Below are 13,983 nucleotides of genomic sequence, written 5' to 3'. Positions count from 1 at the left end.
GCTTTCCTTTCACTCCTGTCGAAGGAAGGCTGGCACGGTTTAGGATTGACGAATAGGCTGGTTGATCACTCGATTTGCCAGAATTTACGCGATACGATCACGTTGACGGTGATAAGGGAGAATTCGATGGATGATACGGACCGCGAGCTGCTGCGCCTGTTGAATCGTGATGCCCGGAGCCCGGCGGCGGAACTGGCACGCAGCCTTGGCGTTTCGCGCTCCACCGTGCAGAACCGGATCGACCGGTTGCTGGCCGACGGGGTCATCGCGGGTTTCACCGTCGCGCCGGGGCAGGGGCACAGCCCCGCTCTGATCCAGGCGGTGGTCATGATCAAGCTTGCCACCGGCGACAGCCGTCAGGTGATTGCCAAGTTGAAGGCCATGGATGAGGTCGAAACCCTGACCGCCGTCAACGGCGATTTCGACTTTCACCTGGACATCCAGGTATCTTCCCTGCCGCGTCTGGACGAGGTGCTGGCCCGGATCAGACGCCTGCCGTCGGTTGCGGATACCAATACCAGTATCTGCCTGAACCGGTTCAAATAGCGGGGGCGCAGTGGCGAAGGTCGGGCGAGATGCGGATAACGTCCGCAATCCGGTTGGCGCTTGCAGGGGCAAGGGCAACGTCCAGCCCGATCAGTCGGCCCGGGAGTGTTGTGGCGGCGGCGAGGGCCTGGTCCAGGGGAATTCCGACCCGGTTCACAAGCACATTCAAAGCCTGCGTCAGGTCCAGGTCGGCCCCGGCAAGGGTGCCATCCTCCAAGGTCAGGCGACCTGCCTCGCGGCGGATCAGGCGCCCCTCAAGGTGAAACTCACCCAGTTCGGTGCCCGCCACGGCCATGGCGTCGCTGACCAGAAAGATCCCGCCGGGACCGATCTTCGCGGCGAAGGCCGCGCGCATGCTCTGCGGGTGGACATGGATGCCATCGGCGATCAGCCCGCAGGACAACTGCCCTGAGGACAAGGCCGCACCGACCAGCCCCGGCTCGCGGTTGCCCAGCTGGCTCATCGCGTTGAACAGATGGGTGGCGCAGCGGGCGCCAGCCGCGATATGGGCTGTGCAGATGTCAAAATCCGCATCCGTATGCCCCAGTGACACCGCGGCCCCGGCCTGTGTCAGCGTGTTGACCTGTTCTGGCGTGACGCTTTCCGGCGCGATGGTGACCATAAGCGCGGGAAGGGCCCGGGCGGCGTCACAGAGCGCTGTCAGATCCTCTGGTTCCATCGGGCGGATCAGGGTCGCGTCATGCGCGCCCTTGCGTGTCACCGACAGATGGGGGCCTTCGAGATGCAGCCCGGCGATGCCATCGACACCCTGTCGGATCGCGGTCTTTGCCGCCTCGATCGTGGTGCGGGTCTTGTCTGGCGTATCGGTGATCAATGTGGGCAGGATCCAGCGGCAGCCCAGCCGTCGATGGGCCTGAGCGATCCGGGTCAGTGTCGCGACATCCGGCGCATCGTTCAGCATCAGCCCGTCGCCACCATTGACCTGCAGGTCGACATAGCCCGGTGACAGGATGTCGCCTGCCAGATCCACGACCTCCTCTGCCTGCGGCGCCTCACGCTCGGGCACCAGCGCGGTAAGGCATCCGTCCCGGAAAGCGGCCACATGACCGTCCAGCAAACGGGTGCCGTCAAAGATGCGACCATTGCGAAAGAGGAGGCTGGGGCGGGTCATACCGTCTGGGTCACTTTCTTCAGATGGCGCGGGGCATCGGGATTGATCCCACGCCGCGCGGCGACGCTTTCCACCATGCCATAGAAAGACACGATCGAGGTGATCGGATCGGTTAGCCAGTGGTCTGTTGCCACATTCGGCAGGGCGGTCGCCCTGGTGACGCGATTGGTGGTTGCGAAGGCCGCCGCGCCTTTATCAGCCAGTGCGTCACAAACCTCCGCCACCGCGTCTTCGGCCGCATCACGCGCGGCGAAGGCGATGACCGGGAAGTCAGGCTCGACGATCGAGACAGGGCCGTGCAGCACCTCCGCCGCCGAATAGCTTTCGGCGTGAATCTGGCTGGTCTCCTTGAATTTCAGCGCGGCCTCGTTCGAGATCGCCCAACTGGGTCCGCGCCCGAGGGTAAAGAGGGACTGGCCGGTAATTGCCTCGGCGGCAGCGGACCAGTCACATTCGGTCGCCCGTGCCAGTTGCGGGGGCAGGGCGCGGATGGCGGCCAGAAGCTCGGTATCACCCTTCCACTCTGCCAGGAGCCACAGCCCGGCCACCAGGGAGGTCACAAAGGTCTTGGTCGCCGCCACGCTCAACTCCGGCCCCGCGTGGATCGGCAGGGTGGCGGTGGTCACCTTCGCCAGCGGCGAGTCGTCATGGTTGGTGATCGCCACCGTATAGGCACCGGTGCGGGTAAAGGCTTCGGTCAGGGCGACGATGTCTGGGCTTTTGCCCGACTGCGAGACCGACAGGCACAGCGCGCCAGCGCCGGACAGGTCCACGTCATAGATCGACTTGATCGACGGGCCGACCGAGGCCATGGGCAGGCCCAGCAGCAGCTCGCTCGCGTATTTCAGATAGGTCGCGGCATGGTCCGACGATCCGCGCGCCACCGACAATAGCAGGCGTGGATCGTGGGCGCGGATCTGGTCGGCCATATCGCGCACGGTGGCGGCGCCTTGGCTGAGCAGCCGCTCCACCGCATCGGGGATTTCGTCGATTTCGCGCCGCATGCGCGTTTGGGTCTCAGTGGTCATGTCGGGCAGCTTTCGGTTTGAGCAGATGTATCGGGTCAGTTGGGCAGGTCAATTGGACAGGCGCAATTCGGCGACGAAGTCATAGGCATCCCCGCGATAGATCGACCGGGTCAGTTCGGCCACCCGCCCGCTGTCCAGGTAGGAGGTGCGCTGGATGCGCAGCCCGGCGGTGCCTTCGGCCACGCCCAGCAGGTCAGCCTCGGTCGGTTCCAGATTGATTGCCGAGATCTTCTGCACCGCGCGCACCGGGCGGTTTCCACTACGTTCCAGCACTTCGTAAAGTGAGGTCGTGACCTCGATCGGGTTGGGCAGGATGTCGATCGGCAAGGAGGCACATTCCAGCGCCATCGGCTGCCCGCCCGCTTCGCGCAGGCGATAAATGCGCGAGACGCTGTCGCCCGCCGACAGGCCCAGAGCCATGACTTCCTCGGGCGAGGGCATGAAGACCCCGCGTTCGATCCATTTCGACGTGGTGTCCAGGCCCCGGCGCCGCATGTCCTCGGTGAACGAGGTCAGGTGCGACAATGACTGTTCGACCTTCGCGACCGGCGCACGTACAAATGTGCCCGAGCCTTGGCGCTGTTCAACCAGACCCAGCTTGACCAGTTCCTGGATCGCCTTGCGCACGGTGACACGCGACAGGCCGGTGATATCGGCCACTTCGCGTTCGGGGGGCAGCGAGCTGTCGGGCGGCAGGTCGCCGCTTTCGATCCCGCGTTCCAGGCGGCGGCGCAGCTGCACGTAGCGCGGTCCGGCGCTGTGGCCCAACCAGCCGTCGGGGTCCAGGTATTCAGCCACGTTCAAGGGTCACCTCCGTCGAAAACTCGCGTGCCAGCGACAGGGCGCCGGACAGGGGCTCGCCCAGGGGCGCTTTCAGGTCCATTTGCATCTGCGCGGGCAGGTGGGTGGCATATGAGGGCCCGATCCCACCTGTCAGGCAGATGGTCTTGCCAGGGGTCCAGCCCATCTTGGTCAGGAGGCGCACAAGCAGTCCGGCCGCGTCACCCATCAGGGCAATTGCCAGCGCATCACCTGCCTCGGCGTGGTCGGTGACCACCGGGGCTAGCGCACCGAAATCGGCCGGGCGGGCGCTTGCAGCAAAGGCGACGACCCCGGCGGTGCCGCCCAGGGTCGACAGGAAATGCTGCGCCATGCCGGTGTTGGGCGCCAACCCGTCAGCGGCGTCCAGCGTATAGCTCAGCGCATGCCGTCCGACCCATTGTGCCGAGGCCGGATCGCCCAGAACCGGCCCCCAGCCCCCGACAATGCGCCGCTGGCCGTCGATCTGCGCTGCGATAAAGGAGCCGGTGCCGCAATGGGCCACGAACCCGTCCTGCGCCCCCAAGGCACCGCGTAGGGCTGCGGGACGGTCATCCTCCACCACAACGCGGTCAAAGGGCAGAGCCTGGGTCAGACGTTCGGCAATCGCTGGACCGGTCACTCCGGCCAGGCCGACATAGGCGGGAATTGCCGTGAGGCGGGGCAGGGACATTGCACTGTGTTCGGCCAAGGCGTTCAGGCCTGCCTCAATCTCTGCAACCGCACCGTCGAAATTGCTGGTGACATTTGCGGATCCGGTCTCAACCACCGTGGTGTCCTGCCCGCGTTTCAGGGCAATCCGGCAACGCGTGCCACCGCCATCCACCGCGATGATTGGATATGTTTTCGCATTCGTCATGAAAATACCTATATAATACCTATTAAGAAAATGAAAGGCCAAATTGGCGATCTCCTACCCCAAATCGGAGGACCTCGCCGCTTCCATGAGTGCGAAATGACAAAATGGTAGACAAATGGTATCTAAAAGGTATCCTGATGTTCAAAGGGGGATTCGCGTGTCGACCAGAACCACGGAACAGTTGCATGAGGCGGCGATCGGACTGGATAACCGTCCGATCGAAGAGGTCGCTGCCATCCTGGCGCAGGGACAGGCCGCCGCCGCCGCCGCCGTGGCGGGCGCCCGTGACGCGATCTGCGCCGGGGCCACTCTCATGGCGCGCACCATCTCCGAAGGTGGGGTGTTGCACTACGCAGCGGCGGGGTCCTCGGGGCTGATGGCGGCTTCGGATGCATTGGAGCTGGGAGGGACCTTTTCGATCTCACCCGCGCAGATCCGCATCCATATGGCGGGCGGCATGCCGACCGGGGTCGTGATGCCCGGCGATACCGAAGATGACACGGCCGGCCTGCAGGCGGGGCTGGCAGGTCTTGGCCCGTGCGACACGGTGATTGCAGTTTCGGCCAGCGGCACGACGCCCTACACGCTTGAAGCGCTGCGCCTGGCGCAAAGGGCAGGGGCCCCGGTGATCGCCATTGCCAACAATGCGGGCGCGCCGCTGCTGGAGGGAGCCGATGTGGCGATCCTGCTTGAAACTCCGCCCGAGGTGATCTCGGGCTCGACCCGGATGGGGGCAGGCACGGCGCAGAAGATTGCGCTGAACATGCTGTCGACCCTGATGGCGGTGCGCCTGGGCCATGTGCATGACGGCATGATGGTCAACCTGACCGCCGACAATGCCAAGTTGCGCGAACGTGCGCGGGGGATCGTGACGCAGGTTGCAAGCGTGGATGCTGCGGCCGCCGAAGCGGCCCTGGCGCAGACCGATGGTCGCGTGAAGCCGGCCATCCTGCTGGCCGCGGGGGCACGTGATGCCCAAGCCGCCACAGAGCTCTTGGAGGAAACCGGCGGACACATCCGGCCCGCCCTTGCCCGCGTGGCAGAACAACAGACCGAAAACCAATAACCCTGGGAGGAAACCATGAAAACCAAACTGACGACCCTGGCCCTGGCCTGTACGGCGCTGACGGCCACCGGCGCGCTGGCGCAGGATGTTACGCTGACCATCGAAAGCTGGCGCAATGACGACCTGGCCCTGTGGCAGGAACAGATCATCCCGGCGTTCGAGGCCGAACATCCCGGCATCAAGGTGCGCTTCACCCCCTCGGCGCCCGCAGAATACAATGCGGTGCTGAACTCCAAGCTCGAAGCAGGGTCCGCCGGAGACCTGATCACCTGTCGGCCGTTCGATGCCTCTCTGGCGCTGTTCGAGGCCGGGCACCTGACCGACCTCGACGACATGGAAGCGATGGGCAATTTCTCGGACGTGGCGAAATCCGCCTGGCAGACCGATGACGGCTCGGCCAGCTTCTGTGTGCCCATGGCCTCGGTCATTCACGGCTTCATCTACAACAAGGACGCCTTCTCCGAGCTTGGCATCGAGGTGCCGACCACCGAAGCCGAGTTCTTCACCGCGCTGGAGACGATCCGCGAGGATGGCAGCTATATCCCCATGGCGATGGGCACCAACGACCAGTGGGAAGCGGCCACGATGGGCTACAACAACATCGGCCCGAACTACTGGAAGGGTGAAGAAGGACGCCTGGCGCTGATCGCCGGTGAGCAGAAGCTGACCGACGAACAATGGGTTGCGCCCTATGAGACCCTGGCGAAATGGGCTCCTTATCTGGGCGACGGGTATGAGGCGCAGACCTATCCCGACAGCCAGAACCTGTTCACCCTGGGCCGCGCGGCGATCTATCCCGCGGGCAGCTGGGAAATCTCGGGTTTCAACGCCCTGGCCGATTTCGAAATGGGCGCCTTCAAGCCGCCGGTACAGGCCGCGGGCGACACCTGCTATATTTCGGACCACACGGATATCGGCATCGGCATGAACGCGGCCACTACCAACCCCGAGGCTGCGCGCACCTTCCTGGCCTGGGTCGCCTCGCCGGAGTTCGCCTCGATTTTCGGCAATGCGCTGCCGGGTTTCTTCCCGCTGTCCAACACGCCGGTCGAGATGCAGGACCCGCTGGCCAAGGAATTCGTCAGTTGGCGCGGCGAGTGTGAGTCGACCATTCGTTCGACCTACCAGATCCTGTCGCGCGGCACGCCGAACCTGGAGAACGACACCTGGGGCGCCTCGGTCGCCGCGATCAAGGGCACGTCCTCACCGGCCGAGCTGGGCCAGAAGCTGCAGGATGGCCTGTCCAGCTGGTATGAGCCGCAGCAGTAAATCACTGGTGTAAAACGACTTTCCCCGGACGCCAAGGCGCCCGGGGAACCTGAGGAGCCCCCCATGTCCAAGCCCCGCATCCGCTGGCATATCGCCGTATTCCTCGCCCCTGCGGTGCTGGTCTACACGGCGGTGATGATCTTCCCCCTGTTCAACACGCTGCGCCTGGCGCTTTACAGCCGCATTGATCAGGAGCGTGTCTACGTGGGGTTGGAAAATTTCCGCACCCTGTTTGGCGACCCGATCTGGTCCGAACAGTTCTGGAACGCGCTGGGGAACAACTTCTGGTTTTTCCTGATCCACATGCTGGTGCAGAACCCGATCGGCATTGCGCTCGCCGCAATCCTGAGCCACCCGCGCCTGCGCTTCGCCGCGCTCTACCGGTCCGCCATCTTCATTCCGACTATCCTGAGCTTCGTCATCGTCGGTTTTGCGTGGAAACTGATCCTGTCGCCGATCTGGGGCATCGCGCCCGGGATGCTGGATGCGGTCGGTCTGAAGTCGCTCTTCGCCCCCTGGCTGGGCAAGGAGGAATACGCGCTGACCACGCTTGCGCTGATCTCGGTCTGGCAGTTCGTCGGCATCCCGATGATGCTGATCTATGCCGCCCTTCTGTCGATCCCCGAAGAGCTATTGGAAGCGGGCGAGATCGACGGGATCACTGGCATGTCCTCGTTCTGGAAGATCAAGCTGCCGCTGATCCTGCCGTCGATCGGCATCATCTCGATCCTGACATTTGTGGGAAACTTCAACGCCTTCGACCTGATCTATGCGGCCCAAGGTGCGCTGGCTGGCCCTGATTTCTCGACCGATATCCTGGGCACTTTCATGTACCGGACGTTCTTTGGTTTCCAGCTGCAACTGGGCGACCCGCATATGGGGTCGGCCATCGCCGGGGCCATGTTCGCAATCATCCTGTTGGGTGTCTGCATCTACCTCTTCGGCATCCAGACCCGGATGCGCCGGTACCAGCTGTGAGGGCGAACGGATGAACAAAGCACGTCAAAACCCGCTCAACACCGCCGCCATGCACGGCGCGCTGATCCTCTACACGCTGATTGCGCTGTTCCCGGTCTTCGTGATCCTGATCAACAGCTTCAAGAGCCGTAAGGCGATCTTCCGCGAGCCACTGTCTCTGCCCGATGCCGACAGTTTCTCGATGATCGGCTATCAGACGGTGATGAAACAGGGGGATTTCTTCCTCTACTTCCAGAACTCGCTGATCGTCACGGTCGCCTCGCTGACCTTCGTGCTGCTGTTCGGCGCCATGGCCGCATTTGCGCTCAGCGAATATCGCTTCAAGGGAAATACGCTGATGGGGCTTTACTTGGCGCTCGGGATCATGATCCCGATCCGCATCGGCACCGTTGCGATCCTTGAGATGATGGTGGCCACCGGGCTGGTCAATACGCTCTGGGCGCTGATCCTGGTCTATACGGCGCAGGGCCTGCCGCTGGCGGTGTTCATCCTGTCCGAATTCATGCGCCAGGTGTCCGATGACCTGAAGAACGCGGGCCGCATCGACGGGCTGAGTGAATACACGATCTTCTTCAAGCTGGTGCTGCCACTGGTGCGCCCGGCCATGGCGACGGTCGCAGTGTTCAACATGATCCCGATCTGGAACGACCTCTGGTTCCCGCTGATCCTGGCTCCGGCCGAGGAAACCAAGACCCTGACCCTGGGCAGCCAGGTCTTCATCGGCCAGTTCGTGACCGATTGGAACGCGGTCCTGTCGGCCCTGTCGATGGCGATCCTGCCGGTGCTGGTGCTCTACGTCATCTTCTCACGCCAGCTGATCCGCGGCATTACGTCAGGAGCCGTCAAATGACCCGTGTGCTGATTGCCGGTCTGGGCAACATGGGGCTGAGCCATGCGCTGGCCCACCATCACCATCCGGAGGCTCAGATCGTCGGGCTGGTGAACCGCTCGGGGCAGGTGGGTCATCCCGACTTGGCGACCTATCCCTGTTTCACCGATTTCCACGAGGCCCTGGACGCCACTCACCCCGACCTCGTGGTCATCGCCACCTATTCCGACAGCCACGCGGATTTCGCCGTGGCTGCGATGGAGGCAGGCGCGCATGTCTTTGTCGAAAAGCCTCTGGCGACGACTCTGGACGATGCACGCCGGGTGGTGGATGCGGCGACCCGGCTGGAACGCAAACTGGTCGTGGGTTACATCCTGCGCCACCACCCCAGCTGGGTGCGCCTGATCGAAGAGGCCCGCGCCCTGGGCGGCCCTTACGTGTTTCGCATGAACCTGAACCAGCAAAGCTCGGGCGCGGAATGGGAGACGCACAAGGCGCTGATGCAGACCACCGCGCCGATCGTCGATTGCGGCGTGCATTACGTCGATGTCTGGTGCCAGATCACTGACGCGCGCCCGGTCCGCGTGAACGGCATGGGCCTGCGCCTGTCGGACGAGATTGCGCCGGATATGTACAACTACGGCCAGTTCCAGGTTGTCTTTGATGATGGCTCGGTCGGTTGGTACGAAGCCGGCTGGGGGCCGATGATGTCCGAAACCGCCTTTTTCGTGAAAGACGTTGTGTCGCCCGCCGGATCCGTCTCGATCACCGAGGCGGACAAGGCCGGGTCATCCGACGTGGACGGCCACACCCGCGTGGGCGGGTTGCTGGTGCATCGCCCGGACGGCGACAAATTGATCCAGCTGCCGGATGAACCCGGCCACCAGGCGCTATGTGATGCCGAACAGGCCTACATGCTCAGCGCCATTCATGAAGATATCGACCTGACCCGGCACATGCGGGATGCGGTTCAATCGCTGGCCATTTGTCTGGCCGCCGATGAAAGCGTGCGCACCGGTCAACCCGTCAGTCTTGAGGAGACCACCCCATGACCGCCCTTCGCCTAGAAAACGTGAACAAGTCCTTCGGCAAGGTGCATGTTCTGAAGGATATCAATATCGAGGTGGAAGAGGGTGAGTTCGTCGTCTTCGTCGGCCCCTCCGGCTGCGGCAAGTCAACGCTTCTGCGGGTGATTGCCGGGCTGGAGGATGCCAGCTCCGGCGATATCTGGATCGACGGCGAACACGTGAACCAAACCCCGCCGTCAAAACGCGGCATCGCGATGGTGTTTCAAAGCTATGCGCTCTACCCGCATCTGAACGTGCGCGGGAACATGTCTCTGGCCCTGAAACAGGAGAAGCAGTCCAAGGAAATCATCGACCAGCGCGTGGCAGAGGCGAGCCGGATGCTGAACCTCGAGGAGTATCTGGACCGCTACCCGTCCGAACTGTCCGGCGGTCAGCGCCAGCGTGTTGCCATCGGCCGCGCCATCGTGCGCCACCCGAAACTGTTCCTGTTTGACGAGCCGCTGTCCAACCTGGACGCTGCCCTGCGCATGAACACACGGCTTGAGATCGCCAAGCTGCATGCGGATCTGGGCGCTTCGATGATCTACGTGACCCATGACCAGACCGAGGCGATGACGCTTGCCGACAAGATTGTCGTGTTGCGCGACGGGCGGGTCGAACAGGTTGGCAGCCCGATGGAGCTTTACAACAACCCCGCGAACCAGTTCGTCGCGGGCTTCCTGGGCTCACCGGCAATGAATTTTCTGCCCGCCGCCCTAATGCAGGAAAGCGACAGCCGGACCATGGGGGTTCGGCCCGAGGATCTAACGCTTGATCCCAAGGGTCCCCTGAGCGTTCAGGTGCGCCACGTGGAAAAGCTGGGCGGGGACACGAACGTGGTGGGCAGCATTGGCGACACACAGATGACACTGCGCCTCTTTGGCCAGCACGATATCACCCCAGGTGAGACGGTGACACTCAGCGTGACGCAGGACAGGGTGCTGTTTTTCAATGACACGGGAGAGCGGTTGCGCTCGTAACATGCGCAGCCTGCGTGCGTCAGGGCCTTGAACCTCTAGGCCCTGACACCCCCCACTTGGGTGCGCAGGTCTCTGACCAAAATGGGGCTCGTCGCTCCGCCGACAGGCTCAGGAAGACAAGGTGGGCTTGTTCCGGTCCGGCACCTGATCCAGCAGCCCTGGAGTTCGCGCGGCCACAAGGGCGATGCGTCCGCGCCGTACCGTGCTACCCGCGTCACCCGGTTGGTGCCACATGTAGGTCTTGACCTCGCCAAACCCCAGCCATTTCAGGATCCCCTTGAGCACCACGGGCCCGCTGGGCAGCGTGCCCAGCCCGTCAATGCCGGACAGGGGATGCGCGGTGTCGCGCTTTTGCAAAAGCAGCGTCGGCTCTTCCTTCATATCCAGATCGGTCGCAAGGCAGGGGGTGTTGACGACCAACAGCTCCCGCGTGCGATCTGCAGCAGCCTGAAGCCCGGCAACAGGGTCGGGCAGATGTTGGAACAGCCCGCTGAACCAGGTGATATCGTAGTCCTGATCGTGACCTTCCAACGCCTCCAGGGTCGCGACCTCGAACCGGATGTCCGCTCCGGTGTCGGTGCGGTTTTGCAGCGCGAAGCGGGCCTGGTCAACCCAATGCGCGCGGGCATCGAAACCATAGATCCGTCCGGCCCCAAGATCCTGTGCAGCAAAGCTTGCGCCCCCGGCATTGCATCCGCAGTCCAGGAACGAACGCCCCTGCAACCCGTCTGGAAAGATGCGCCCAAGGATGCGGTCGACGGCGCGTTTCGGCTCGTAGGACATGATGTTTTGCCCCGTCGCGGTCGTCTGCGACGCCGATTGCGTGACCACGCCGTCCTGCAGGGCGATCCGGTGGTGCCAGGGGCCCAGAGCCTCCAGCTGTTCGGTCAGAGGGGTCTGCTGGTTCATGATGTCAGCTCCGTTTGGTCGGGGAAACCGGGTTGGTTTCGGGTATGGGGCGGATGATGTCGCGCGCAATGGGGTTCATCCAGATCAGCTTTTCGCCGAGGGCCGGATCGGTCAGATACAGGTGATCCAGGCTGGTCAGACGCGCATAGAGCGCGGTTGCGCCGATCCCGGCACCGGTCACCACGGCCTGTTTCGGGATAGACAGGGGGCGCAGCTGCGCGGGTGAAAGCAGCTGCAACGTGTTGATGAATGTCACTCGTTTCGGGCGCGGGTTCGACAGAAAAGCGCTCAGGCGGGTCGCTCGGGCCGCATCGGTGTCCTCGGCAGGCTGGCAGAGGTGATAGCGAACCCCCAGCGCCCGCAGGGCCGCCACGACCTCATCGGCCTGTTCACCAAACCGCCCGTCGATCAGGGCGACCAGGCAGTCCTGATCCAGGTGCGCGAGCCCCATGGTTTGCAGCTGGGCCAGATCCTCCAGGCAACCGCGCATGGCGATCAGGTGGGGCTCCGGCGCAGATGGGGTCAGAACGGGCCACCCGCCGGGAGGAACGGATTTCGCGCTGTCCCGGATCACCTCGTAGACATCCGCACAATAGGAGGCATAGTCCCAGCTCTGCGCAATCTTCCGGCGCGCCGCGCGCCCCTGTTCGGCCAGAAGGTCGGGCGCGTCCAGGTAGCTTCGAATGGCCGCGACGGCCTCCGGCAGGTGACCCATTTCGATGATGGCGCCGCAATCGTCGCCAATCAGCTCCGGCGCGCCACCGCCGTTGCGGAAGGCCACCACTGGAAGGCCACAGGCCAGGGCTTCGTGAATGACGCAGGGAAACGGATCGGCCCGGGCGGTCAGCAGGAACAGATCCCCGCCCAGAAAGACCTGTTCGATCTGCGAGGTCGATGGCAGCAGCCTTACGCGATCTTCCAAACCGTGGCGGGCAATGAAGTCCTTGGCATAGTGAAAATGCACGTCCGGCGCGCCGTGCCAAATGAAATAGACCGGCCGTGAAGGCGCCTCGCCATCGAAGAAGAGCTTGGCGATATCCACGAACATGTCCGCGCCTTTGCGCATGTCTATGGTGCCGACATTGAGCACGACAAAGGCGTCCTCCTCGACCCCGAGCGCCTCGCGCAGGAGGCGGCGGCAGGCCTGTTGGTCGAGTGTCCCGAAGTCATCCGTCAGCAGCCCCTGACCCCGAACCATGGTCCGCGACATGTCGAGGTCACAGTGATGTTCGGCGGCACGGCTGACGAATTGAGAGGGGAAGACGGTCTTTTCGGAATAGCCCACGATCCCTGTGAACTCAAGTTAGGTTGCGACATTTCTTGTTATCCAAGTTTTCTCAGTTCTTCGGTGAATGCTTCTGTTGGCGTTCGCCACCCAAGACATTTCCTTGGTGTTCCGTTCAGGCGGTCACAAATCGCCTTCATGTCGCGATTTGAGAGCGCCGCGATCGGGGTATCGCGCGGCAAATACCTTCGAGCCCGTTTGTTCAGGTTCTCAACCGAGCCTTTTTGCCATGGGGCCTGCGGATCACAGAACCAGGCGCTCGTTCCAATTCCTGATTCCAGCTTTCGCCATCCCGAGAACTCAATTCCGCGATCAAAAGTAATAGACTGGCGCGCGATCTGGGGCAGGGGTTCCATTACGTTCATGAGTTTCGCCATGAAGTGTTTCGAACTGCGATCATTGTTGCGGAACAAGACTGCAAAGCGGGTCTTCCGTTCGACCAACGATGCGACGTTTGCTTTCCCGTGCTCTTGCCGGAAAATCATAAGATCACCTTCCCATTCCCCAAAAGTTGAACGTTCTTTTATGTACTCAGGCCTGTTGTGGATCGATCTTTCAAGCGGGAACATCATGCCGCGAGGTGTGCGAGAATAGCGCGGTTTTCGCTTCTTCCGCCGTTCTGGAAGGTAACGTGCCAACGCCTGTGATTGACCGTCTGGGCTGTAGACATAGGCGTAAATCGTCTCATGACTGACGGTCGTTGCATGACCTTCAAGCTTTAGACGACCTGCAATCTGTTCCGGTGACCAACCTTCTTGGAGCCGTCCTATCACAGCTTCCCGGAGTTCAGGAATACGCACCAGTTTGCGACGTCTTGCACGGCGATCAGCCGCCGATTTCTGGGCAAGCATCCCGTAGTAGCCATTGAGCTGAGGCAACTCTTCATCCTTGAAGAAATTGCGTTTGATCTCACGATAGACAGTCGCACGGTGGCGATTGATCTGGCGCGCAATCTCGGCGACTTTTACCTTCCTATGCAAAAGGTCCTCGATTTTGCGCCGTTCGGCTAGATTTAGCTCGGTTCGTTTCATAAACTGTTCTCCTGACTTTCCAGTAGGATAGAGGAAAAGTCGCTTCCCAGTTTAGAATGTGCCCGCTGAGCAGCCATTTGTCGCATAATCCATATTATGTGAACTAACGATGCCTCTAAAACGCGACAAGCTCTACTACCTTCCCCGACCTACAACCCATGTGCTTGCGGCGCCCGGCACCAAAA

14 protein-coding genes are annotated in these 13,983 nt (G+C 62.5%); 7 read left to right on the top strand and 7 right to left on the bottom strand.

Annotation, left to right across the window (positions count from 1 at the left end; all coding sequences use genetic code 11):
* Positions 1-126 precede the first annotated feature (126 nt).
* Entirely contained in the window at positions 127-546 is a 420-nt protein-coding gene (locus ACO07D_RS17100) for an Lrp/AsnC family transcriptional regulator (protein WP_421704139.1), read from the top strand.
* Here ACO07D_RS17100 and nagA read toward each other — a convergent pair.
* The 4 genes from nagA to ACO07D_RS17080 are packed head-to-tail and all read right to left on the bottom strand — an operon-like array spanning position 539 to position 4,384.
* On the bottom strand, positions 539-1,678 hold the full coding sequence (nagA, locus tag ACO07D_RS17095; RefSeq protein ID WP_421704138.1) for an N-acetylglucosamine-6-phosphate deacetylase: 1,140 nt from the start codon (positions 1,676-1,678) through the stop codon (positions 539-541). The two genes, ACO07D_RS17100 and nagA, sit on opposite strands and share 8 nt — an antisense overlap.
* The gene (locus ACO07D_RS17090) at positions 1,675-2,706 is read right to left on the bottom strand and encodes an SIS domain-containing protein (RefSeq protein WP_421704137.1); all 1,032 of its coding nucleotides are present in this window, start codon (positions 2,704-2,706) and stop codon (positions 1,675-1,677) included. Before ACO07D_RS17090 ends, nagA begins: the two co-directional genes overlap by 4 nt.
* A gap of 48 nt (positions 2,707-2,754) precedes the next feature.
* On the bottom strand, positions 2,755-3,510 hold the full coding sequence (locus ACO07D_RS17085) for a GntR family transcriptional regulator (RefSeq protein WP_421704136.1): 756 nt from the start codon (positions 3,508-3,510) through the stop codon (positions 2,755-2,757).
* Positions 3,497-4,384 (bottom strand): BadF/BadG/BcrA/BcrD ATPase family protein, encoded by an 888-nt coding sequence (locus tag ACO07D_RS17080; RefSeq protein ID WP_421704135.1) that lies wholly within the window; start codon positions 4,382-4,384, stop codon positions 3,497-3,499. The genes ACO07D_RS17085 and ACO07D_RS17080 overlap by 14 nt, the downstream gene beginning before the upstream one ends.
* A gap of 157 nt (positions 4,385-4,541) precedes the next feature.
* Here ACO07D_RS17080 and ACO07D_RS17075 point away from each other — a divergent pair, with 157 nt between their 5' ends.
* The 6 genes from ACO07D_RS17075 (at position 4,542) to ACO07D_RS17050 (ending at position 10,573) form a co-directional block, all read left to right on the top strand.
* Positions 4,542-5,450 (top strand): N-acetylmuramic acid 6-phosphate etherase, encoded by a 909-nt coding sequence (locus tag ACO07D_RS17075; RefSeq protein WP_421704134.1) that lies wholly within the window; start codon positions 4,542-4,544, stop codon positions 5,448-5,450.
* A 15-nt stretch (positions 5,451-5,465) separates the two neighbouring features.
* Positions 5,466-6,719 carry an ABC transporter substrate-binding protein gene (locus ACO07D_RS17070; protein WP_421704133.1) on the top strand — a complete coding sequence of 418 codons (1,254 nt, stop codon included), beginning with the start codon at positions 5,466-5,468 and terminating at the stop codon, positions 6,717-6,719.
* Positions 6,720-6,782: 63 nt separating this feature from the next.
* The gene (locus ACO07D_RS17065; protein ID WP_421704132.1) at positions 6,783-7,697 is read left to right on the top strand and encodes a carbohydrate ABC transporter permease; all 915 of its coding nucleotides are present in this window, start codon (positions 6,783-6,785) and stop codon (positions 7,695-7,697) included.
* Between the two features lie 10 nt (positions 7,698-7,707).
* Positions 7,708-8,547 (top strand): carbohydrate ABC transporter permease, encoded by an 840-nt coding sequence (locus ACO07D_RS17060; RefSeq protein WP_421704131.1) that lies wholly within the window; start codon positions 7,708-7,710, stop codon positions 8,545-8,547.
* The gene (locus tag ACO07D_RS17055; RefSeq protein ID WP_421704130.1) at positions 8,544-9,578 is read left to right on the top strand and encodes a Gfo/Idh/MocA family protein; all 1,035 of its coding nucleotides are present in this window, start codon (positions 8,544-8,546) and stop codon (positions 9,576-9,578) included. Before ACO07D_RS17060 ends, ACO07D_RS17055 begins: the two co-directional genes overlap by 4 nt.
* Positions 9,575-10,573 carry an ABC transporter ATP-binding protein gene (locus ACO07D_RS17050; RefSeq protein ID WP_421704129.1) on the top strand — a complete coding sequence of 333 codons (999 nt, stop codon included), beginning with the start codon at positions 9,575-9,577 and terminating at the stop codon, positions 10,571-10,573. Before ACO07D_RS17055 ends, ACO07D_RS17050 begins: the two co-directional genes overlap by 4 nt.
* A 108-nt stretch (positions 10,574-10,681) precedes the next feature.
* On the opposite strand, the gene ACO07D_RS17045 is transcribed toward ACO07D_RS17050, so the two are convergent.
* The 3 genes from ACO07D_RS17045 to ACO07D_RS17035 are packed head-to-tail and all read right to left on the bottom strand — an operon-like array spanning position 10,682 to position 13,798.
* On the bottom strand, positions 10,682-11,482 hold the full coding sequence (locus ACO07D_RS17045; protein ID WP_421704128.1) for a class I SAM-dependent methyltransferase: 801 nt from the start codon (positions 11,480-11,482) through the stop codon (positions 10,682-10,684).
* Between the two features lie 4 nt (positions 11,483-11,486).
* The gene (locus ACO07D_RS17040) at positions 11,487-12,767 is read right to left on the bottom strand and encodes a glycosyltransferase family 4 protein (protein WP_421704127.1); all 1,281 of its coding nucleotides are present in this window, start codon (positions 12,765-12,767) and stop codon (positions 11,487-11,489) included.
* A 38-nt stretch (positions 12,768-12,805) separates the two neighbouring features.
* Positions 12,806-13,798, bottom strand: coding sequence for an IS30 family transposase (locus ACO07D_RS17035; RefSeq protein ID WP_421701032.1), 993 nt, complete (start codon positions 13,796-13,798; stop codon positions 12,806-12,808).
* Between the last annotated feature and the right edge of the window lie 185 nt (positions 13,799-13,983).

It is taken from the genome of Aliiroseovarius sp. (assembly GCF_965228805.1).
Classification (GTDB): Bacteria; Pseudomonadota; Alphaproteobacteria; order Rhodobacterales; family Rhodobacteraceae; genus JASBTN01.
This window is presented reverse-complemented; position numbering and strand designations above follow the sequence as displayed.